The sequence below is a fragment of the Shewanella sp. 10N.286.51.B2 genome (assembly GCF_041469265.1).
GTDB lineage: Bacteria > Pseudomonadota > Gammaproteobacteria > Enterobacterales > Shewanellaceae > Shewanella.
The window spans coordinates 1-23,912 of record NZ_JBFRKH010000077.1; the positions used below are offsets into that span (position 1 = coordinate 1).

Genomic DNA, 23,912 nt, shown 5'->3' on the forward strand with positions numbered 1-23,912 from the left:
TAACCATTCTCATTAAACTTATTATATTAAATGTTGGTTACAGATTGTTGCAAATATTATTGCGCACATATTGAGTTGGCGTGCAGCCTGTTGATTTAGAAAAATATCGGCTAAAACTTGGTAGATCTTTAAAGCCACTTTCATATGCTGACTTTTTTATATTACCTTTATTATTTTTCAAAATAGTTATAATAGAATTCATTCTGGTATTTTGAATCATGTCTTTTACACAGCAGTTTTCAGTTCTAAGTTCACGCTGTAAACCCCTTTCTGAAACCCCAATTGAATTGGCAAGATTAGGTAAACTTAATGCTGACGGTGGCATGCTATTCGCGGCAGCTTTTACCCGGTCACTACTAGAAAGTGTTAGCTTATTTTCAGCCATTACCGGGTTAACATCTCGTTCATCTTTTGCCACTATCACTGACATTGACTGACAGTTAAAGGTCACATTATCAAACAAGTCTACATCAACACCATAGAATGACCGCTCAAAAGGTAACTCTATGATTAAATTTAACTTATCTTTGAATGAATGACGTAAAATATGTGTGATACAGCTATAAATAAACAAGTCGTCATACTTAGATGCAATGGCCTGAGGAGCGCGTTTAGCCACTAAAGCTAAACTGTGCTGCGTTTCAATATTGCACCAATTGAGATCTGATACTTGATTATAAAATTGGGTAAATGCCAGCAGCTTTTGTGCATCACTTACCTCTGCTGACAAGTCGATATCTGAAAAATTGATGATCCGCTGAATAAAATATTGCATTAAATCAATAAAGAAATACTTATTGTCACAATTATTTTCTATATAACGTAATAAGTTAGTAATGGTATTAAAACCAATCAAATCTGTATCTGCAAGATATTTAAAGTGGTTATATTCATCAGGTAATGGAAAATTAATTAACTCGCAATATTCACACACAATCTTGGTGTGAACAGCTGGCCGGCACTTATATTTTATCATCTGAAAACATCTAAATAATATCCACATTTATTGGGCGGTTATTTTATTTGTTTTTGCTACTCAAGATGATGACACGGATCACATATGTCGTTTTTTGATAATTCAATTGTATCGATTAGATTTCTACACATCCCTAGAATACCCCCTCTTAATTAGTACACTTTTTAACGTTTGATTTAATAAGGTCAGGTAACTTGATGAACTGGTATCGTAAATTCATAACCTATATCAGCATAACGCTCTGTTTATGCTCATTTAGTGCTATCTCTGCGCCATGGGATGACATGCCAGCAGACCAATTAGAGCAACAATTAGTTGAAAAGTTCGCTGCTGGTAAGTATTCCCCTAAAGGGGCAGACAACTGCTTAATGTGTCACCGCAAAAATGACAAAGTCATGGATATCTTCAAAGGCGCCCATGGCAACTTAACTAATAGTGACTCGCCAATGGCGGGGCTGCAGTGCGAAGCTTGTCATGGCCCTCAAGGTAACCATAACCGTGGCGGCAAAGAGCCAATGATCCAATTTGGCCAAGACAGCAAGTTATCAACCCAAGCACAAAATACCGTTTGTCAGGGCTGTCATAACGATCCAAAACAAATGGCATGGCATAACAGCACCCATAATCTTGAAGAAGTTGCCTGTGCTGATTGCCATAACATCCACGCAGCTAAAGATCCTGCCCTAGACAAACTAACCGTTAACGATACCTGCACTAGTTGTCATAGCCAAGAAAAAGCTGACATGAATAAGCGCTCATCTCATCCACTAAAATGGGATCAAATGACCTGTGTTGACTGTCATTCTCCCCATGGTTCTATGACTGAAAGCGCGTTAAATAAACCTTCTATTAATGACACTTGTTATAGCTGTCATGCAGAAATGCGCGGCCCAGTGTTATGGGAACATGCTCCAGTGACTGAAAACTGCGTCACTTGTCATAACCCACACGGCAGCGTTAACGAATCTATGCTCAACAACCGTGCTCCGCAGCTTTGTCAGCAATGCCATGCCGATGATGGCCATGCCAGCCGCGTAGTACCACAACCAGGAATGGATGCCTTTGGCGGCGGCAAAAGTTGTTTAAATTGCCACAGCCAAATTCATGGTTCTAACCACCCTGCTGGCAGCTTGCTGCAACGCTAAATGAGGGCAACAACAATGAACTTTAAACTTAATTTTATTACCGCCTCATTAGTGATTGCCTCAGCCCCCGCTATGGCGGCTGATTTTGCGGTAGGTAAAGCCAATACCGTCAATGTTGATCAGCAAAAATATCAATGTCAGCGCTGTGAAGCAAACACTGGCTATAACGGCAGTATCAGTGTTGCCGCGGGTTACATTAGCAGTGATGATGTTCATGCTGCTAATGCCTTTGGTACTGATCAAGACGGCTTTGTTACTGCCGTTAGCGGTGATGTGAACTACCAAGGCGATAGCGGCTATCAAGCGAGCATTCAAGCTAACCAACTGGGGTTTGAAAACAGCTCAGCGAATGTCAGCGTCGGTAAAGCTGGATTGTTCTCAGTTGATGCCGATTACCAATTATTGACCACCTATCAATCAGGTGATGCTCAAAGTCAGCTTTATTATGACGATGGCATGATGGTGCCAAGTGACGAGCCATACACCTTTGAGCTATCACAGCAACGTGAAAAAATGGGCTTTGGTGCCAAAGTTAAGCAAGATTTTTATCAAGGCTACCTGCGTTATGAAACCGAAGATAAAAGCGGTTACAAGAGCAGTAGCATTGTTACCCCAAGCCCAGTAAATATTGGTTTAGTTGTCGACTCGACCACTGATTCATTTACCGCAGGCGCAGCGCTTACTGGCGACAACTGGTTAACTGAGCTGAGCTACTTTGGTAGCCAGTACAAAAATAATGTTAACGATCTGAGCTTACCGTATTCATACGACTTGTATGCAGCAACCCCTGACAATGAAGCCCATCAAGTATCACTGTCGGGCCAATATCAATTAGATCGCACTGTGATGTCAGGGCGCTTTATTGTTGGCCGCATGATTCAAGATGATGACCTCATTCAAGTGGCTGGTAATCCAATCCAAAACTGGGATGGTGAAGTCGACACCACAGATGCGAGCTTCAATATCACCTCAATGTTGAGCAACCGTTTACGTCTGGGTGCGAGTTATGACTACAGCAACCGTGAAAACAACAGCTCGGTATTTGAATTCCAGCAATACGACTTTAATAGCTTAAGTGGCAGCTTCAAAGAAAACGTCGCCACTGATGTCGAACGCTCGAGCTATAAAGTCAATGCCAGTTATCGCATCAGCAGTGGTTATCGCCTTCAAGCAGGTTACGATCGCAAAGATGTTGAACGTACTTACAGCGACCGCGAACAAACTAACGAAGACAACTTATGGGCCAAGTTCAGTATTCGCGCCATTGATAACGTCAATATTAATGTTAAAGCCAGCCACAGCAATCGCGGCGGTTCTGAGTATTTAACCAATGAGCTAACGTCATCTGAAGATAACAGCCTAATGCGTAAGTACTATCTTGCTGATAGAACCCGTAACGATATCGAGTTGCGCGTGAATCACAGCCCACTTGATTGGTTAAGCATCGACTTCACTGGACGCTACGCCATAGATGACTATGACGATACCGTTATCGGCTTAACGGAATCAGAAGATTACGGTTACGACATCAATGTAAACCTACAACTTAGCAAGCAATTATCAGCTTATGGTTTTGCCGGACAACAGTGGATTAATTCAGCTCAAGCTGGCAGCCAAAATTATAGCGACCCTGATTGGTACGCCGATATTGAAGACAAATTTATCAATATGGGCGCCGGCGTGAGCTACGGCGGATTAATGCAGGATCAACTGACTTTAGGGGCTGATTACCTATTCAGTAACTCAAGCAGTGATACCTACGTTACCAGTGATGGCACCACGCCATACGGTGATTATTATTCTTATAACCATAGCGCCAGCTTATATGCCAACTACGCCTTAAGTGACGACATGGCCTTAAAGCTGACGTACCGCTACGAACGCTATTACGACACCGATGATGCTCAAATATCGCCAAATGAAGTCCCTGGAATGGTGACGCTAGGCGAGCTTAATCACAATTATAACGCCCATCAGATCATGCTGAATTTCAGCTATCTGCTGTAGTCGTTACCAACGCGCTGAAAAAATTTTAGTAAGAGGATTTAATAATGGAACGCAGAAGTTTCTTGAAAATGAGTGCGGCTTTAGGTTGCGCTGCAACAGTAACCGGCTGTAACACCAGCTCAAAAGATGCCGAGCCACTACCACCAGAAGTACCTGTTGATGAGACCTTAACTTGGTCAGCATGCTTAGTAAACTGTGGTTCAAACTGCCCAGTAAAAGTATTTAGTCAAGACGGCATCATTACTCGCGTTGAAGCGGATCATGAAGTAGAAGATGAATACGGCCTACATCAAATCCGCGCCTGTGCCCGTGGTCGTTCATTACGTCAACGTACCTATGCAACTGACCGCTTAAAAACCCCAATGAAGCGTATTGGCGAGCGTGGTGAAGGCAAATTTATACCTATTACTTGGGAAGAAGCAGCATCAACTATTGCTACCCAGCTAAACAAAACCATTGCTGAGCATGGTAACAAGTCTATCTTTAGAAGTTACGGTTCAGGTGCTTATTACGGTTTTGCATCAAACGCCTGCTTTAACCGTCTATTCAACTTAGTTGGCGGCTGCTTAAGCTACTACGGTAACTACTCTTGGGCGCAGCAAATTGAAGCGGCTAAGCATACCTTTGGTACTAGCAGCACTGCTGGTTCTTCTACAGTAACCTTAGATCAAAGTGACTTCTTATTAGGTTTTGCTTATAACCCAAGTGAAATTCGTCAATCAGGTTCTGGTGAAGGCTATGATTACCTTAACGCACTGCAACGTAACAACGGCCTAAAAGTCACCTTAATTGACCCGCGTTATACCGACTCAATGTTAGGTAAAGAAAGCACTTGGTTGCCGATCCGCCCAGGAACAGATGCCGCACTTGCTGAAGCAATGGCATACATCATGATCAACTCAGGTTGGGTTGACAGCAATAGCATCGACTTCATTAATAACCATACTGTTGGTTATGATGCAGCGTCAATTGTTGCTCAAAAACTCGCATTCGAAACCAGCGGCGATGCCACTAAAATTGAATATGCCCAGCATATGAACTCTGAAGATAACTACTATGATTACATCATGGCGCAAGGTATCTACAGCGATCGCGCCCCTCGTACACCTGAATGGGCAGAAAGCATTACGGGTATTCCAGCAGCTAAAATAAAACAGCTTGCTGACGATTTAATGGCTTCAGAAAAACCCTACATAGTTGCGGGCGCTGGCGTTAACCGTCAGGCAAATGGTGAGCAATCAGTCCGCGCCATTTATATGCTTAGCGTATTAGCTGGTAAGTTAGGTGTTGAGGGCTCATCAAACGGTGAGCTACCAAACATGACAAGCGCATACCGTGCAGGGATCCCAACTGGCGCTAACCCAGTTAAAGAACAGATTTCATTCTTCTGCTGGTCTGAAGCGATTCACAATGGTGAAACCATGACGGCTCGTACTCATGGTGTTACCGGTACTGACGGTTTAGATACCCCACTTGGAAACAACATCAAAGTGATCATCTCTGCATCTGACAGTTCACTACTGAACCAACACGCAGACATTAATGGTACGGCTGAAATCTTAAAAGATGAAAGCGGCGTTGAATTAATTGTCTCTTGTGACTGTTGGATGACGCCTGGTGCTAAATTTGCCGACATCATCATTCCTGATACCTCTTGGTTAGAATCAAATGACTTAGTTAATGACTCATATGCATCTGGTTCGCTTGACTATATTACTGCAATGAAAGCAGCTGTAGACCCAATTTGGGACTGTAAGTCAATGTACCAAGTATCAGCAATGATTGCTGATGCTATGGGTGTTGGCGCCGAATTTACCGAAGGCAAAACTGAAGATGATTGGTTAGAAGAGCTTTATCAGCAAACGAAAGCAAATGCCGGTAACTCAGATATCAAACCAGCCTTCCCAGCAACGTACAAAGAAGCACAGGACATCGGTTTATTCCGTAACAACACTCATAATCGTCACGTGGCACTAGAAAGCTTCGTCAATGGCGGCGAAGCACTATCAACGCCATCAGGCAAAATTGAAATCTATTCAGCTGAACTTGCTTGGCGCGCAGCGAACTGGGAACAAGACAAGTACAAAGGCGACATCATCACACCACTACCACAGTACACAGTGACTTGGGACGGTTACGAAGATGAAGACACTAAAGAAGATTACCCACTGCAATTAGCGGGTTATCACACTAAAGGTCGTACTCACTCAAGCTATCACAACGTACCTTGGTTACGTGAAGCGGTAGAAGATGCGGTATGGATTAATGCCATTGATGCCCAAGAATACGGTGTGGCTTCTGGTGACAAAATCGAAATGTATAACGAACGCGGCTCAATTGAAGTGGTAGTACGTATCACTCCACGTGTTGCTCCTGGCATTGTGGCTTTAGGTCAAGGCGCTTGGTTCTCTCCCGATCCAAATGGTCGTACAGGTTCAACTGGTAAAGTGATTGATATTGGCGGCGCGATTAACTCGCTGACTAAATATGCACCAAGCCCAGTTGCAAAAGGCAACCCACAGCACACAAACCGTGTTCAAATTCGTAAAGCTATTTAATGGAGGCTACCATGACCGAATCAACTCAATACAGTTTCTACCTTGATACGACTAAATGTACAGGTTGTAAAGCCTGCCATATTTCTTGTAAAGACCGTCAAAGTGGCATTATTCGCGAAGGCGATAAGCCAACAGAAGGCGGTGTACCTGCATTAAATGGCGTTAATTGGCGTCGTGTTTATGAATACGGCGGTGGCAGCTGGAATGTCGATCCAAGCACAGGCTCTTTTGAGCAAAATGTGTTTAGCTACTATGTGTCAATTGGCTGTAACCATTGCAGTGAGCCTGTTTGTGTTAAGGCGTGTCCTACGGGTGCGATGCATAAACGTCGTGAAGACGGCTTAGTCCATGTGGCAACTGACTTATGCATTGGCTGCAGTAGCTGCGCCAGAGCTTGTCCATATGATGCACCGCAATTAGACCAAGAACGTAAAGTGATGACCAAGTGTGATGGCTGTTACGACCGACTAGCAGAAGGCCGTAAGCCTATGTGTGTTGACTCTTGTCCAATGCGCGCAATGGACTTTGATACCGTTGAAAACATTAAAGCTAAATATGGTAATGGTGATGCCCATATCGCACCCCTACCACCAGAAGGTATTACTTCACCTAATTTAATAATAAAAGCGAATAGAAATGGCGGCCAACAAGGTGACATTCTCAATTTTGCAGAAGTATAACTAAATAACGGCGCCCTTCGGGGCGCCTTTTAACAGGAATGAAATAATGACAGACGCGACTACTCATGATGCTTACTTAGAGCTACAAGCTATTGCACGTTTACTGCATAACGTTTTATTGGACTATCCAACCGAGGATTCAATCCAGTATTTTGTCAGCAATCAATTAAACCTGACTTGGCCTGCACTACAAGACTCTGAGGCCAATAAGCAAGGTAAGTCATTATTAGGCCAATTCTTCTCACAATGGCAGCCTGAAAACATCAACGACATTAAGCTTGATTACGGCCAGCTCTATTTTGGTCCCGGTGAGCCTAATGCTATGCCTTGGGGCTCAACTTACCTAGGCGAGCAACAAATCCTCAATGACGACTCGACCATTAGCCTAATGAACTTTTACAAGCAATTAGGCATTAGCTTCGAGTTGAAATTTAACCAACCCGTAGACCATATCGCTTTGTTTTATGCGGTTATCGATCAATTACTGCAGCAATTAATTGATGAGCCAGACAATAAGCCAGCTAAAGAAGCGCTTATGGTGTTATTGCAACAACACATGTTGCCATGGTCAGGTCGCTGTCACGAACTCGCTATAAAACATGCTGAAACCGATTTCTATAAGGGTATCGCCCTACTAGCAAGCGATTTTGAAAACGTATTAGCTAAGACATTAAATATCATCCCAATGCCAATGCGTTTATTTCGCTAGTAGGAAAAGCTTATGAGTGTCATTCGATCCGTCGCCCAGCAGTGGAACAAAGCAGACTTTGCCCAGCAATTACAATTGTACTTTGCCCAAGATAAGGCCATTGGTGAGTTATTTGTCGGCGCAACGCCTTGCTCGACAGTGTGCAGCCTCATCGCCGCGATGATCGAATTACCGCCCAAGCCTAAAAATGAACATTACAGCATGGATATGGAGCAGGTTTTTGATACCTTGTTTCAGTGCTTTTTATTGATGTTTATTAAGGAGCTGGAACATAAACTGCTGACACAACCCGAGCAGTTAATTATGTCGTTGGCGGTGCATTATGCACAAACCATTAGTGATGATGCGCAATACGCCAACTCAAACCTACAAGACAACAGCCAACGAGTGTTAACCGCCATGGCGCGTTTAGAATCTGAGCGCAAGCAACAGCGTAAACAGCAATATAATATGGGTAAATGTTAACTGCGATAGTAGTTGAAACGATAGTAGTTGAAGTGATACTAGTTGAAGTGATTAGGACTGTAGCAAATGCGGCTCCACTGGTGAATAACTAACGGATTCACCAGTCACTCATCGGCAGCTAAGGTATTATTTAGTAAGCAAGAATTCACTTGGGGAAATGCCCATAGTTTGATTAAAGATTTTAGTTAATCTGCCCTGATCGGTAAAACCACAATCACACGCGGTCAGCTTAATATTGCCATTATTCATTTCTAATAATCTGCGCGCTTTTTTATATTTAACATTATTAATTAATGTCTTAAGTGATATTCCCATTTCTTCAACCACTTTTGTTAATGAACGTGGTGAAATACCTAATATAAATGCCAAAGAAGAAATATTAAGCTTATTAATTGGGATCATATTACTTGCCGCTATAAGCAAATCATAATCAGTAATTCTTTTACTTAGAAACATCGGATTATAAACTTTACTATCACACAACTTAGAAACAGAAAATACAAACTTACCCACATTTGTATCATTCGTGCCGAATTTTGTATCAACAGGAAAATCTAAATACTTTAAATACTCTTCACTCTTTAAACTGAACTCTGCTGTTATCGTTCCTGTGGCAGAAATATTTGGCTGACTCATCATTTTAATTAAAAAACTATAAAGTAATAAGTCATTAAATTTCCCATGTAAAGCAGACTTAGAGACTAAACTAACTGTCTCATTCGTTTCCACTAAACTCCAATTGTGATTAATTCTCATCCCATGAATATTTTCATAAAAATCAACCAGCTGAGAAGCCATATCGGCATCATTTCTCGGGGGTACCATTCGATAAAATGCTTGCAGCCAAGTGTCTGTGCATACTTTCATTAGTTCGCTAAAAAACTCTGCGTTATTTGTTTGTTGCTCAATACATTCCAACATTTTAATGGGAGCACTGCTACTGATTAAATCATCATCAGACAAACTTCTTATTACATCAAACTCTTCTGGCAATATAACATTATTATCTTGGCAATAATTTAAGATTGCTTTAGCTGTTAAAGCTGGTCTTACTAAAAATTTAATCATAGACACCTCCTGTGAATACTATAAAACAACCATTATTTTTTGCCTTTACATTTAAATTGTTTGTGACCGAGTTCAAACAATGTTTTTTTTAGAAAACGATAAAAGGCGAAATATACACAGGTAAAAAGTAAAATATATTTAGTTACTGGTATGTGTAGATTGGTTAAAATTATTAAGGTGCCACGATGAAACATAGTAAATGTTATTCCAGATTATTGACCTTGTTGTTATTTGGTGGCAGCGTTTTAACAGCTAATGCCACCCCATGGGATGACCTCAGTTCAACACAATTAGAACAACAGTTAGTTGAGAAGTTCGCTGAAGGCAACTACTCCCCTAAAGGCGCCGACAACTGCCTAACCTGTCACCGTAAAAATGAAACCGTCATGGACATATTTGATGGCGTGCACGGTAACATTGCCAGCAGCGACTCACCTATGGCAGGCCTACAGTGCGAAGCTTGTCATGGCCCTCAAGGTAACCATAACCGTGGCGGTAAAGAGCCGATGATTGCGTTTGGTTCCGACAGCAAATTGTCTGCCCCAACCCAAAACACCGTTTGCCAAGGCTGTCATAACGACCCTGAGCAAATGGCATGGCATACCAGCACCCATAACCTAGAAGAAATTGCCTGTGCCGATTGTCACACCATTCATGCCGCTACTGACCCCGCGTTAGATAAGCTGTCGGTGAATGACACCTGTACTTCATGTCACACCCAAGAAAAGGCCGACATGAACAAGCGCTCATCGCACCCAATGAAATGGGACCAAATGACCTGTATTGATTGTCATGCTCCCCACGGTTCAATGAGTGAAAGTGCCCTGATTAAGCCAACCGTTAACGATACCTGTTATAGCTGTCACGCTGAAAAACGTGGTCCCTTCCTATGGGAACACGCCCCGGTGACTGAAAGCTGCGTGTCATGTCATAACCCCCACGGCAGCGTCAACGACAATATGCTTGATAGCCGCGCACCGCAGTTATGTCAGCAATGTCATGCACCCGATGGTCACGCCTCTCGCGTTGTACCTGAGCCGGGGATGGATGCCTTTGGTGGTGGAAAAAGCTGCCTTAACTGTCACAACCAAATTCATGGTTCTAATCACCCAGCTGGCAGTCTGCTGCAACGCTAATGGAGAGCAAGATTATGTCATTTAAATTGAATCTTATTACCCTGTCACTGCTGGCGGTATCGACCTCTGGCATGGCAGCTAACTTCGGGGTTGGCAACGCCAATACCACCGCGGTTAATACCCATAAATATGAATGTAAACGCTGCACTAACGTCGTCGGTTATAGCGGTGAAGTGAGTGTTGCTGCAGGCTATAACGACATCAGTGACATTCACGCTGGCAATGCCTTAGGCACCGCCAAAGATGGCGGTATTGCGGCAGTTAGTGGTGATGTGCGCTTTAACAGCGAGTCTGGTTATCAAGCCCGCATTCAAGCCCATCAGCTAGGCATGGATAATGGCTTTGCTCACTTGTCTGGCGGTAAAGCAGGCTTGTATGAATTTAGCCTCGATTATGATGCGATTAAAACCTATAAAGCCGGTGATGTAGAAAGCAGTCTGTGGCACAACGATGGCATGTTAACCCCATCTGATGCCATCAACAGCTTTGACTTAGCTCAGCGCCGCGAAAAAGTGGCCCTCGGCATGGAGTACGGTCAAGACTTCTATGGCGCCTTTGTGAAATACAGCCAAGAAGATAAAACCGGCCATAAATCAGCCAGCCTGGTATCACCAAGCCCGATTAACTTCGGCTTACCAACCGATTCTCGCACTAAGCAGTTAGATGCTGGGGTGAACTTATCTGGTGAAAACTGGCTCACTGAGCTGAGCTACTTTGGCAGTTATTATCAAAACAATATCGACCACTTAAGCTTGCCTTATGCCAATGATGTGTACTCAGCAGCGCCAGATAACCAAGCCCACCAGGTGGCGTTATCAGGTCAGTACCAGCTCAATCGCACCGTGATGAACGGCCGCATTGTGACAGGCCGGATGATACAAGATGACAACCTCATTCAAGTAACGGGTAACCCGCTACAAAACTGGGATGGTCAAATTGACACCCTTGATGGTCGTTTTGCGCTGACCTCGATGCTCACTAACCGTTTACGTTTAGGCGGCAGCGTTGATTACAGCAAGCGTGATAATAAAAGCTCAACCGCTGAATTTGCCCAATACAACTTCAATAGCTTAACTGGCGCCTTTAGACAAAATACCCCGCAAGATATTGAACGTAACACCTATAAAGTCAATGCCAGTTACCGCATCGCCAGTGGCTACCGCTTACAAGCCGGTTACGACCGCAAAGAAGTGGAACGCACCTTCAGTGACCGCGAGCAAACCAATGACGACAACCTATGGCTAAAATTCAATGTCCGCGCCTTAGACAAGGTTAATTTTAATCTTAAAGCCGAGCACGCTAATCGCAGTGGCTCTGACTATGAAGCCAATGAGCTGACCTCATCTGAAAATAACGCCCTGCTGCGCAAGTACTATTTAGCTGACCGCACCCGCAACGCCGTTGAATTAAAGGTGAACTACACCCCTATCAACTGGATGAGTCTGGACATCAGCACCCGTTATGCCCAAGACGAGTATGACGATACCCAAATCGGCCTGACTGAATCAGAAGATTACGGTTATGACGCTAACCTTAACATCGCCTTTAATCAGCATGTTGATGGTTACGTGTTTGCTGGACAGCAATGGATTAACTCCAATCAAGCAGGCAGCCAAAGCTTTGGCGCAGCAGATTGGATGGCTGATATTGAAGATGAATTTATCAACTTAGGCGCAGGCGCAAGCTATAGCGGTTTAATGCAAGACAAGCTCACCTTAGGGGTGGATTACTTATTTAGTAACTCTGTCAGTAACACTGATGTCACCGCCGAAACCATGAATCCGTATGGGGATTATTACTCATACAACCACAGTGCCAGTATGTACGCCGATTACGCCTTGAGCGAGCAAATGGCACTGAAATTAACTTACCGCTATGAACGCTATTTCGATACCGATGCAGCCAACGTAGGGGTCAATGATATTCCGGGGATGATTACTCTGGGCGATATCAACCATAACTACAACGCGCACCAAGTGATGTTGTCGTTTACCTACCAATTGCGCTAAGACGCATCGTTAATGCTACGAGAGGATATATCAATGGAACGTAGAAGTTTTTTAAAAGCGAGTGCTGCACTTGGCTGTGCAGCAACGGTAACCGGTTGTAAAACCAGTTCAGATGATGCCAATGTCACCCCAACTCCGCCACCTGTGGCTGATGAGCAAATGAATTGGTCTGCCTGCTTGGTTAACTGTGGCTCAAACTGCCCAATTAAAGTATTTAGCCGTGATGGAGTCATTACCCGCATTGAAGCTGATCACGAAACCACTGACGAATACGGGGTTAACCACCAAATCCGTGCCTGCGCCCGTGGCCGCTCTTTAAAGCAACGCACCTATGCGCCGGATCGTTTAAAAACCCCAATGAAGCGTATTGGCAAACGTGGCGAAGGTAAGTTTGTACCTATCTCATGGGACGATGCTTACGCAGAAATTGCAGCGAAACTACAAGAAACAGCAAGTACACATGGCAACGAGTCAATCTACTTTAACTATGGAACTGGCGCCTACTACGGTTTTGCAAACAATGCTGCCACTTGGGGTCGATTACTTAACCTAAATGGTGGATTCTTAAACCATCATTGGGATTATTCATGGTCGCAAGTTTACATGGCGGCAATGGCCACTTATGGCGACAAATGGGACTCGATTGGTGGTTCAAGTTTGGCTGAAATCGAAAACAGTGATTTATTCATTGGTTTTGGTTTTAATCCAAACGAAATTCGTCAATCAGGTTCTGGTGAAGGCTATGACTTCATTAAAGCGCTTGAAAATAACAAACATAGTATCGAAGTGTATATGGTTGAGCCGCGCTATACCGACTCAATGCGTGGTAATGAACACAAGTGGTTAGCTGTTCGTCCAGGTACTGATGCAGCGCTTGCTGAAGCCGTTATTCACCACATGATTGATACTGGCTGGGTTAACGATAACTCTGCCGCTTTCTTAGAAAGCCATTGTGTTGGTTATAGCAAAGCGTCACTTGAGCAACTAAAAGCTGAACTAGAAGTTGAACAAGACCAAAACAAGCGTGAACACGCACAATATATTAACCCTGAAGACAACTACCATGACTACATCATGGGTATGGGTAAATACCTTGGACAAGGCGCTCGCACCCCTGAGTGGGCTGAAAAGATTTGTGGTGTTACCGCTGACAACATTCGTGAACTTGCAACCAAGTTAATGAATGCTAAAGCTCCATACATCTCTGCCGGCGCAGGTGTCAGCCGTCATGCTAACGGTGACCAAAATACTCGCGCAGTTTATATGCTTGCCATTATGACAGGTAAACTCGGCCAAGCGGGTGTTAGCACCGGTGCCATGCCATCAAGCAACCAGTTCCCACTTGGTGGTGGTTTGCCAGCTGGTAACAACCCAGTTGACATTACCATTCCTTGTTTCTCTTGGTCTGATGCCATTGTCCGTGGTGAAGAATTTACTGGCACCACTGACGGCGTTCGTTACGCTAGCAACGCCTTAAATGAAATCGAAGACAACAACAGTGCCAAGTTAAACAGCAACATCAAAGTGATCATTAATACTTCAAGTAACATCTTGATCAACCAACACTCTGATAGTAACGGCACCGCTGAAATCCTCGCTGATGAGAGTAAATGTGAGCTGATTGTTGTTTGTGATTGCTGGATGACGCCTTCAGCTCGATACGCCGATATTATTCTGCCTGATACCACTTGGCTTGAGTCAGAAGATCTTGCCGATGACAGCTATGCATCAGGTCAAATGGCTTATGCAACCATGATGAGTTCATCGCTTAACCCGCTAGGTGATGCAAAATCAATGTATGACATCTGTGCTGGTATTGCAGACAAAATGGGTAAAGGCGGCGAATATACTGAAGGTAAAACAGGCCGTGATTGGTGTGAAGAGATTTACGCTGGTACCCGCGCTGCAAATACTGATGTTGATATGCCAGCTACCTATGGCGAAGCGCAAGAAGTGGGCTTATTCAGAAAGTATATGGCTAACACTGTTGTTGCCTTAAAAGACTATGTAGCTAATCCTGCAGCAGCTCCAAGACCTACCATCAGTGGCAAAATTGAAATCTACTCAGTGTCTTTAGCTAAAAAATCCGCTACTTGGACCTTACTTGATGGCGATGAAATTACTCCGCTACCAAAATATGTAGTGACATGGGATGGCTTCGAAGATGAAGAAGCAGCGAAAGATTACCCATTACAGCTATGTGGTTTCCATACTAAAGGCCGTACTCACTCAAGCTACCACAACGTACCTTGGTTACGTGAAGCGGTTGAAGATGCAGTATGGATGAACCCAAAAGATGCCAATGCCAGAGGTATTACCCAAGGGGCAAAAGCACAAGTATGGAATGATCGCGGCACAATTGAATTACCTGTTCGTGTCACACCACGTGTGGCACCAGGTGTGGCAATGGTTGGTCAAGGCGCTTGGTATACCCCAGATCCTGCAGGCCGTATTGGTAACTCAGGTCACATCATCGATATTGGGGGCTGCATTAATACGTTAACTAAGTATCACCCAACTCCGGTGACTAAAGGTAACCCACAACATACCAACCGTGTACAAATTGCAACAGCTTAATGGAGTAAATAACAATGACCACTAATATCCAATATGGTTTTTATCTCGACACTGCTAAGTGTACTGGTTGCAAAGCGTGCCAAGTGTCTTGTAAAGATAGAAAAGATTTACCTGTCGGTGTTAACTGGCGCCGTGTATATGAATATGGCGGCGGACAATGGGTTGAAAATCAAAACGGTAGTCTAGAGCAAAACGTATTTACTTATTACACCTCAATAGGCTGTAATCATTGCTCTGAGCCTGTTTGTGTTAAAGCTTGTCCAACCGGTGCAATGCATAAACGCCGTGAAGATGGCTTAGTGCATGTTGCTACCGATTTATGCATTGGTTGTAATAGCTGCGCAAGATCATGTCCTTATGATGCTCCGCAACTAGATCTTGAGCGCAAAGTGATGACCAAGTGTGATGGCTGTTATGAGCGTCTAGCTGAAGGTAAAAATCCAATGTGTATTGACTCTTGCCCGTTACGTGCAATGGACTTTGACACCATGGACAACCTTAAAGCTAAATATGGTAATGGTGATGGCCACATTGCACCTTTACCACCAGAAAGCATTACATCGCCGAACTTGATTATTAAAGCGAATGTGAATGGCGGTCGTGATGGTGAAATCGTCAACTTCTCTGAAGTTTAAGACGTCATAAAGCCAATTAGCTAGCCAAGTATATTGATACTTGGCTAGCTTTTTTAGCATAAATAATCGTATTTAATGTGACCTAAGTAGGGTCATAGAATAAAACCCAAAAAATCACCACATTTCCATGTAGCATAGCTAATACAGCATCACGTTAATTACTCTTTATCCGCGCTATAACTGGTATTATCAACAAGCCTATGACTGCAGAAATTACCCAATATGGATTCTATTTTGATACACGTAAATGTGTTGGCTGTAGAAAATGTCATCGCGTGTGTAATAAAAAATTTGATGTGGAAAAATCCGTCAGCACTCGACGGGTCTATAAATATGGCGATGAACGCATTCCTACGGCATTATCAAAACAACCCAATATCTCGACCTATTATTTATCAGTATCCTGCAACCATTGTAGCGAACCAGTATGCGTATTGGCCTGCCCAACAGGGGCGATGCATAAACGTGCCAAAGATGGCTTAGTTCATGTTGCTCAAGAGACATGTGTTGGATGCGGTTCTTGCGCCCGTGCTTGCCCTTATGAAGCGCCCCAACTCGACCCAACACGTAAAGTGATGGTGAAGTGCGACGGTTGCTTCGAGCTAATCGAGCAACAGAGCCTACCTTTGTGCGTCGATGCCTGTCCAAAAGGCGCATTAGACTTCGGCTTGATCCATGAGTTAAGAAGCAAATACGGCACTGAAGTAAATATCTCTTCATTGCCTTCAGCACACATTACCTCCCCCAATATGCTTTTAGGTGGACAGCCAATAACCTCCTCGACTAATAAACCCAAGGGCAACATGGGTAAGCGATATTAGTTTTCTTTATTGGCCATATGACTAACGTTATAAATGACCTTAAGTAACTCATCTGAGTTGATAATGCTAACGTTAAAATGTGCGCTAAAAATCATCACCAATTAAGTCCATTCTATTCGCACGGCTTTATGTGATTGGCGATAGCATCAAATCACAGTATATTGAGTTTATGATGTCGGCCATGTTCTCAATACGCCGCTATCGACGCGCTGTTATTAACGCGCTGTTATTAACGCGATAATCACTGAATTCGTTATTAAGGCTAACTACGTGAAAACCAATCTCATCACCCCTGAAGGGATGACCAAACTCAAAACTGAGCTGAACTATTTATGGCGTGAATATCGCCCTGAAATCACCAAAAAAGTGACTTGGGCGGCGAGCCTTGGTGACCGCTCCGAAAACGCTGACTACAAAGAGAATAAACGTTTATTACGACAAATTGATGGCCGAGTGCGGTTTTTACGTAAGCGTATCGAAAACTTAAAAGTGGTTGAATATGCCCCTGAGCAAGAAGGTAAAGTGTTCTTTGGCGCTTGGGTCGAGATTGAGAATGATGCTGGCGACACCTTGGCATTTCGTATTGTCGGCCCCGATGAAATTTACGGCGATGCCAAGGGCTATATCTCCATTGATTCACCCATGGCACGAGCATTATTGAAAAAAGAAATCGATGATGATGCCGTTGTTCCCACCCCCAATGGCCCCCAAGATTGGTATATCAATAAAATATCCTACACCGTTTAGCTAATAGAAAACCTCAAAGCCTCAAACAAAAGTAGAATTTTGCACTGCAAAGCATGCAGTTTAAGGCTGTTTTAGCGACTAAAATTTGCCCTATAGATATATTTAACTAGACTTAAAGTTGTATTTATTTAGCTGGCCTTAACGATATATAGTGCTTTAGCGCTTAGTTTTTAATCTTGGTTCAAGCGCTGATAATAGTACTGTCTATAGCCAAATCGCTGAGCTTTCAAGCAAAAGTCCATTCACCCCCTAATACCTGCATGGAAGCGAGCTTTGAATAAGATGAATAAAAGGATTTTTTATGTACAGTAAAATCTTTTGGGCTGTTGGACTGCTTGTTGTTAGCTTTAAGCTAATGGCGCTGAGCTATGTACCGCAAAATATTGTCGGTAACTGGCTCAATCAGCAAACAGATTACATTGAGCTATTACAAATCAATGAAGACGGCTCCTACCTGCAACTGGGGCTTGACCTACTCCAGCCTGAAAATAGCTTTGCCGAATGGGGCAGTTATACCTTATCTGAAAGCAGCAACTTTGCTGACTTACCGCTGATCATTAGTTTTAACCCCACCTTCAGTAATAATCCTGCAGAAGGCTTGATAACATTGCTCACTGACCGTAGTAAAAGCCATGTCTATATCAATGCCAGTGCCGAGCGCTTACAGCTCAATATGGACTCCCAAAGCGACAGCTCAATTGATGTCATTATTGAATATCATCAGCTGCAGGCTCAAAGTATTGAAGGTTATTGGTACAATCAGGAGTTCGATGATTTATTTGCGGTATTGATGCTCAATAATGGCTTGTATGTGCAATTACAAATCAACTTGGATCATGATGATGAAAATACCGGCATGGAGTGGGGTCAATATCAACACCAAATGGACTCAGGCGAAGTCTACTTTCAAGCTGAATACGATGATAACCAACAAATCGGCTTTAACCGCTTAAATGATATCGCCGCTGCCGCGTTTAATATTAAGCTGCACGATAACCAGCTTATTTTTTTATTGGACAGTAATGATGATGGCGTGATTGACTCCTGTTCAACCTTATTGCGTAAAAACTGATTTAGTTACAATTTCCCTTAATCAATTTAATGCCATTAAAATCACTTTTTTTCATAGACTTAATCCTTGTTATTGATCATATTACCCCTCACAATTAGCAAACAATTCATCCAGCGCTTGTTTGCACTCTTATAAAGTCGCTATATTTAGCTTAATAACTGTATTTAGTGCCGAAATTTAGCCAAAGGATATGTCATGGGCCAAGAAACATCTAAAATTCTCGTTGTCGATGATGACATGCGACTCAGATCATTATTGGAACGTTATCTGCTGGAGCAAGGTTACCAAGTTCGCAGTGCAGCAAATGCCGAGCAAATGGACCGCTTATTAGAGCGAGAAAACTTCCACCTGTTAGTGTTAGATTTAATGCTTCCCGGTGAAGATGGATTATCGATTTGTCGCCGCTTACGCCAACAAGAAAATCCCATTCCTATTATTATGCTGACCGCCAAAGGCGACGAAGTTGACCGTATTATTGGTCTAGAGCTTGGCGCTGATGATTACTTACCTAAGCCGTTTAATCCGCGGGAATTGCTCGCACGTATTAAAGCCGTTATGCGCCGTCAAACGGCTGAAGTACCAGGTGCGCCAGCGCAACAAGAAGAAGTCATTAGCTTTGGTGAGTTTTCCCTTAACCTCGCCACTCGTGAGATGTTTCATGAAGATAAAAGCATTGCCTTAACCAGTGGCGAGTTTGCGGTATTAAAAGTGTTGGTTTCACACCCTAGGGAGCCACTATCGCGGGACAAACTAATGAACCTTGCCCGTGGCCGTGACTACTCTGCACTTGAGCGCTCAATTGACGTACAAGTATCCCGTCTGCGCCGCTTAATTGAAGTCGATGCTGCTAATCCCCGCTATATCCAAACGGTTTGGGGTTTAGGTTATGTGTTCGTGCCTGACGGCACCGCTCGAGGTTAAGCCTTATTAGCCAAGCTCAAGCCATAAAACTGAAATGGTGGCAGCGTTTCCTGCCACGTAATTCATTCAGTCAAACCGTACTATTAATTGGTAGCTTGCTACTGATTAATCAGTTGGTGTCTTATTTATCTGTGACGGTTTATTTCATTAAACCCAGTTACGAACAAATCAATCAACTGATCGCACGGCAAATCAACTTATTATTTATTGATGGCGTAGAGATCAGCCGTGAACACCTCACCATTGTCGATGCCCTAAACGCCAAAGTGCGTGACGATGAGATGAAAGTCTATAACCAACAAGGCGCCATTGAAGCTGGGGTAGACAGTGCGACCTACTATGGATTTTTATCTGCACAAATGTCTGAGTATTTAGGCGGAGAAGCAGAAGTGCGCTTTTCCCAAGGGACTCAGTTAGAAGTGTGGATCCGTCCACCTCAAGCCACCTCGGTGTGGATTAAAGTACCGCTGACTGGCATAAACGAAAATGATTTATCGCCACTGACCTTATATTTATTGGTTATTGGCGCCTTAAGTGTCGCTGGAGGCTGGTTATTTGCTCGGCGTCTTAATAAACCACTTAAACGCCTACAGCGAGCGGCCTTTACAGTATCAAAAGGGGAATTTCCTGCGCCATTGCCCTTAAGCGGCTCTTCTGAAATCGTTGAAGTGACTCACGCCTTTAATCAAATGTCTCACAGCATGAAGCAGTTGGAGCAAGATCGCGCGCTATTGATGGCGGGGATTTCCCACGATTTACGCACACCACTGACTCGTATTCGCCTAGCATCTGAAATGATGGTGGAAGAAGATCAATATCTAAAAGATGGCATCATCACCGATATTGAAGACATGGACGACATCATTAATCAGTTTATTGCCTATGTGCGCCATGACCAAGAAAGCGCCCGGGAACCCAATGATATCAACCGCCTTATTCGCGAAATCGCCCAACAAGAAATGCATCGACAAGGTGATATCGAGCTGCAATTGCAAGAAGGCCCTATGGTGTCCTTTCAAAGTGTGGCCATTAAACGGGTATTAAGTAATCTTGTTGAAAACGGCTTTCGCTACGGTGGCGGCTGGATAAAAATTAGCTCAATCCATAAAGCCAAATACGTCAGCTTTATTGTTGAAGATAATGGCCCTGGTATTAATGAAACTAAAATTGATGAACTATTCCAGCCATTTACCCAAGGCGATAGCGCTAGAGGCTCTGTGGGTTCAGGGTTAGGGTTAGCGATAGTTAAACGTATTATCGATAGGCATCACGGTAAAATCCTCCTTAAAAACCGCCCAGAAGGCGGGCTGCATGCCCAAGTGTGGCTGCCTATTAGCCGTCATTAATACCCAAAAATAAGCATAAAAAAAAGCGACTCATAGAGTCGCTTTTTTAGTTAAGCCTCAGCCATTATAAATCAGCATGAGGGCCAAATACTTCATAATGCAGTTGTGATTCTGGCACATTAAGCGCTAATAATTGCTGCTTAACGGCTTTCATAAAACCAATAGGACCACAGAAGTAATATTGCCCATTGGGTAACATATGCTCAGCGATTTTTTCGAGTTCTACAGTACCTTCAAAATCAAAATCTTCTGCTGGTAAATCCTGTGCTGCTGGCTCACGATACCAAACATAGCTTTGCAGCTGCTCATTAGCGATTGTCTTTGCCTTAATTACCTCTTTAAAGCCATGTACTGCGCCATTATCACAAGCATGTATCCAAGTGATGTTATTTGCGTATTTTTGAGCAATAAGCTGGTTTAACATGCTCATCATCGGCGTTTGACCCACACCTGCTGAAATCAGTATCACAGGGCTTTCTTCTGCTATCAGCGAAAAATCGCCCGCTGGCGCAACCACCTCAATGACATCACCTTGCTGATAATGATCATGGAGCAGATTAGATACTTTACCGCCCGCTTCTCGCTTCACACTGATGCGATAAGTATTGCGATTAGGCGCATCTGATAACGAGTACTGACGAATTTCTTTAAATTCAAGTTCATCATGCTCAAGCGATACACTCAAGTATTGACCAGCAATAAAGTCGATCACTTCTTTACCATCTTCAGGCACTAACAAAAACGAAGTGATCAGCGTTGACTCTGGGGTTTTCGACTTTATGACAAAACGGCGAGTCCCTTCCCAGCCACCTTGAGCCTGTGCTGTTTGCAGGTAAAGCTGAGCTTCACGGTTGATGAAGATTTCAGCAAGGAAACCATAAGCCTTACCCCAAGCTGTTAAGACTTCTTCAGTAACGGCATCGCCACCTAACTCTTCTAGGGTTGCTAATAAGTGGCCACCAACAATGGCATATTGCTCAGGTTTAATTAAAAAACCCGTATGCTTATGAGCAATGCGCTCAACAGCTGAGCCTAGCACGGCAAGATTATCGATATTTTTTGCGTATGCGGCCACCGCACTGAATAAGGCAAGCGGTTGTCCGCCAGAATGCTGATGGGTCAAGTTAAATACATCTTTTAACTCGGGATTATGTTCAAACATACGTTGATAAAAATGCGTCGTCAGCGCAGGACCAGCTGACTCTAATAAGGGAATGGTGCTTTTAACAACGTCAATCGTATGTTGATCTAACATAAACAACCTCTAATATGTATTCATAATGCATGTTTTGATAGATATTAAACATGCATTTGATTTAGATCAATGTTTTTCGACTCTTTTATCCTTGAGTGATTAGAAAAATAGCAATTCAGTATAAGCCAAATAAAAAAACCAGCGACATCAGCGCTGGCTTCATTAATTGACGACTCATAGCTACAACTCAGGCATACAAATCAGCCAAGCTGATAGAAGCATTCTTACATGCAGTTTTACAGAGCGCTCAATATCGCTTCTGCAGTACTGACTTCAAAAGACTTTGGCGCTTCCACATTTAAGCTGGTTACCACACCATTATCGACAATCATCGCATAACGCTGGGAGCGAATACCGCCAAAGCCTGCGGTATCCATATCTAAACCTAATGCTTTGGTAAAACTTGCATCGCCATCTGCTAGCATCATGAGTTCACTGGCATTTTGCGCATCCCCCCAGGCTTTCATTACAAAGGCATCATTGACAGATACACAAGCAATGGCATCAACCCCTTTAGCTTTAAGTTGATCAGCAAGCACCACAAAACCCGGTAAATGCGCTTCTGAGCAAGTGGGTGTAAAAGCACCCGGTACAGCAAATAACACCACCTTTTTACCAGAAAATAACGTACTAACATCATGACTTACCATGCCTGTTGCGGTTAATTCGCCTAAGGTGCCTGCCGGTAACGTGTGTCCTTGTTCAATCATGGTAAATCCTTATTTATTGAATAATGTGCTCAACAGCATAGCGCTAAAGCGGCGTTACAAACACTGAGTAACTGTATGGGCTTTAGCTGTTGTTCGCCTTGAGCTTATTGTGAGCTCACTTTAACCGATATCGGTTTTAGTGCTCGATATGCATGTCGACAGCCTTTGCCACAACCCAGCAAACAAAGTTCACATATCAGTGATAATAAAAAACCGAGCACTAAACCTATGGTTATCGCCCGAGTATCCAGCATGATGGTATGGCTAAAGTTGTGCCATACCTCTTGGCGTATATCTTTCATTGGCTCAAATGCCACCTGTTCAAAACCACTAAAAGCCGTTTGATTGAACTGCATAAGTGCCCCATTTAGCAACTGATAACGTTGATAAATGGCTTGAATACTGTCGCCACCTGCACTAAACACTTGGTCAGGGTTATGCTGATAATGGGCTATGAGCTGTTGAATATCACCAGCAAAAAATCGATCTGCATCTTGCTCAAACTCGGCTAAACTCAATTTTGCTTCTTGGGTATGAGCTTGCAATCGCTGACCATACTGATCAACAAAAGCAGGTACTTGCACGCCAAGTAATACCCCTGAGACAAATAGTATTAAGCGTAAATAATCGAATACAGATTTCATAATAGATCACGGCCTTTAAATGAGTATGACGGCTAAAACACTACAGTAAGTCGTTCGCGCTTCTATGTAGCAAACAGTAAGCTAAAAACTATATCTACCAGATTAGCCACAAATAGAAAGCGCTTTATCATTAAAAGCAGTTAACAGCCGCAAGCTTACCCATGAAGGCACCTGCTCATGAGCTTTATTTAACCCATAGGGTTAATACGTCACTCAAAGCAAACCAACATTACATAATTTTATTGTTTCTATAATTATTGATAATTTTTCATTAAAACCTTGTCTGTATACAATTCGCTCATCAAATTTACACCAGTTAATGAGGAATACACCATGAGCAACCACGATGACAGCAGCAATGCTAAAAATAACGACTTAAACCTAGGCCGCAGAAACATGCTAAAAACAATGGGCGTGGGCGTTGCAGCCGC

20 protein-coding genes are annotated in these 23,912 nt (G+C 43.3%); 15 read left to right on the forward strand and 5 right to left on the reverse strand.

Translation table 11 applies throughout. The features are described 5' to 3' along the window. Positions 1-37: 37 nt before the first annotated feature. Complete coding sequence (locus tag AB4140_RS18405) at positions 38-976, reverse strand: helix-turn-helix transcriptional regulator (RefSeq protein WP_372002124.1); 939 nt, start codon at positions 974-976, stop codon at positions 38-40. A 197-nt stretch (positions 977-1,173) separates the two neighbouring features. Between AB4140_RS18405 and AB4140_RS18410 the strand changes: the two genes are divergently transcribed. From AB4140_RS18410 to AB4140_RS18435, 6 genes are read left to right on the forward strand one after another with little or no spacing between them, the layout of a single operon-like run. After that, a complete protein-coding gene (locus AB4140_RS18410) occupies positions 1,174-2,121 on the forward strand; it encodes a DmsE family decaheme c-type cytochrome (RefSeq protein ID WP_102439425.1) in 948 nt (315 codons plus the stop codon). A gap of 15 nt (positions 2,122-2,136) precedes the next feature. Further along, the gene (locus tag AB4140_RS18415) at positions 2,137-4,128 is read left to right on the forward strand and encodes an MtrB/PioB family decaheme-associated outer membrane protein (protein ID WP_372002126.1); all 1,992 of its coding nucleotides are present in this window, start codon (positions 2,137-2,139) and stop codon (positions 4,126-4,128) included. Between the two features lie 44 nt (positions 4,129-4,172). Beyond that, entirely contained in the window at positions 4,173-6,686 is a 2,514-nt protein-coding gene (locus tag AB4140_RS18420; RefSeq protein ID WP_372002128.1) for a DMSO/selenate family reductase complex A subunit, read from the forward strand. 11 nt (positions 6,687-6,697) lie between these two features. After that, complete coding sequence (locus AB4140_RS18425; protein WP_102476156.1) at positions 6,698-7,366, forward strand: DMSO/selenate family reductase complex B subunit; 669 nt, start codon at positions 6,698-6,700, stop codon at positions 7,364-7,366. A 46-nt stretch (positions 7,367-7,412) separates the two neighbouring features. Then, positions 7,413-8,075 carry a molecular chaperone gene (locus AB4140_RS18430; RefSeq protein WP_372002130.1) on the forward strand — a complete coding sequence of 221 codons (663 nt, stop codon included), beginning with the start codon at positions 7,413-7,415 and terminating at the stop codon, positions 8,073-8,075. A 12-nt stretch (positions 8,076-8,087) separates the two neighbouring features. Continuing rightward, positions 8,088-8,540, forward strand: a complete 453-nt coding sequence (locus AB4140_RS18435; protein WP_372002132.1) for a hypothetical protein — start codon at positions 8,088-8,090, stop codon at positions 8,538-8,540. 126 nt (positions 8,541-8,666) lie between these two features. Here AB4140_RS18435 and AB4140_RS18440 read toward each other — a convergent pair whose 3' ends face one another. Beyond that, on the reverse strand, positions 8,667-9,608 hold the full coding sequence (locus tag AB4140_RS18440) for a helix-turn-helix transcriptional regulator (protein WP_303503689.1): 942 nt from the start codon (positions 9,606-9,608) through the stop codon (positions 8,667-8,669). Positions 9,609-9,793: 185 nt separating this feature from the next. Here AB4140_RS18440 and AB4140_RS18445 point away from each other — a divergent pair, with 185 nt between their 5' ends. The 9 genes from AB4140_RS18445 (at position 9,794) to envZ (ending at position 20,872) form a co-directional block, all read left to right on the forward strand. Next, a complete protein-coding gene (locus AB4140_RS18445) occupies positions 9,794-10,744 on the forward strand; it encodes a DmsE family decaheme c-type cytochrome (RefSeq protein ID WP_372002134.1) in 951 nt (316 codons plus the stop codon). Between the two features lie 14 nt (positions 10,745-10,758). Continuing rightward, positions 10,759-12,753 (forward strand): MtrB/PioB family decaheme-associated outer membrane protein, encoded by a 1,995-nt coding sequence (locus tag AB4140_RS18450; protein ID WP_372002136.1) that lies wholly within the window; start codon positions 10,759-10,761, stop codon positions 12,751-12,753. Positions 12,754-12,786: 33 nt separating this feature from the next. Then, positions 12,787-15,330, forward strand: a complete 2,544-nt coding sequence (locus AB4140_RS18455; RefSeq protein ID WP_372002138.1) for a DMSO/selenate family reductase complex A subunit — start codon at positions 12,787-12,789, stop codon at positions 15,328-15,330. A 14-nt stretch (positions 15,331-15,344) separates the two neighbouring features. Further along, positions 15,345-15,965 carry a DMSO/selenate family reductase complex B subunit gene (locus tag AB4140_RS18460; protein ID WP_372002140.1) on the forward strand — a complete coding sequence of 207 codons (621 nt, stop codon included), beginning with the start codon at positions 15,345-15,347 and terminating at the stop codon, positions 15,963-15,965. 200 nt (positions 15,966-16,165) lie between these two features. Beyond that, a complete protein-coding gene (locus tag AB4140_RS18465; protein WP_102439415.1) occupies positions 16,166-16,786 on the forward strand; it encodes a 4Fe-4S dicluster domain-containing protein in 621 nt (206 codons plus the stop codon). Between the two features lie 270 nt (positions 16,787-17,056). Beyond that, positions 17,057-17,533: a transcription elongation factor GreB gene (gene greB / locus AB4140_RS18470; protein ID WP_303445880.1), complete on the forward strand. Its 477-nt coding sequence runs from the start codon at positions 17,057-17,059 to the stop codon at positions 17,531-17,533. Positions 17,534-17,834: 301 nt separating this feature from the next. After that, positions 17,835-18,605, forward strand: a complete 771-nt coding sequence (locus AB4140_RS18475) for a hypothetical protein (protein WP_303445879.1) — start codon at positions 17,835-17,837, stop codon at positions 18,603-18,605. Positions 18,606-18,800: 195 nt separating this feature from the next. Beyond that, complete coding sequence (gene ompR, locus AB4140_RS18480; protein WP_102475949.1) at positions 18,801-19,526, forward strand: two-component system response regulator OmpR; 726 nt, start codon at positions 18,801-18,803, stop codon at positions 19,524-19,526. A 23-nt stretch (positions 19,527-19,549) separates the two neighbouring features. After that, positions 19,550-20,872, forward strand: a complete 1,323-nt coding sequence (gene envZ / locus AB4140_RS18485; protein WP_303445909.1) for a two-component system sensor histidine kinase EnvZ — start codon at positions 19,550-19,552, stop codon at positions 20,870-20,872. A 64-nt stretch (positions 20,873-20,936) separates the two neighbouring features. On the opposite strand, the gene hmpA is transcribed toward envZ, so the two are convergent. The 3 genes from hmpA to AB4140_RS18500 all read right to left on the reverse strand — a co-directional run bounded on the left by hmpA (position 20,937) and on the right by AB4140_RS18500 (position 23,481). Then, on the reverse strand, positions 20,937-22,127 hold the full coding sequence (gene hmpA, locus AB4140_RS18490) for an NO-inducible flavohemoprotein (RefSeq protein WP_102530986.1): 1,191 nt from the start codon (positions 22,125-22,127) through the stop codon (positions 20,937-20,939). Between the two features lie 236 nt (positions 22,128-22,363). Then, entirely contained in the window at positions 22,364-22,837 is a 474-nt protein-coding gene (locus AB4140_RS18495; protein ID WP_102439409.1) for a peroxiredoxin, read from the reverse strand. Positions 22,838-22,941: 104 nt separating this feature from the next. Continuing rightward, complete coding sequence (locus AB4140_RS18500) at positions 22,942-23,481, reverse strand: DUF2937 family protein (RefSeq protein ID WP_102439408.1); 540 nt, start codon at positions 23,479-23,481, stop codon at positions 22,942-22,944. Between the last annotated feature and the right edge of the window lie 431 nt (positions 23,482-23,912).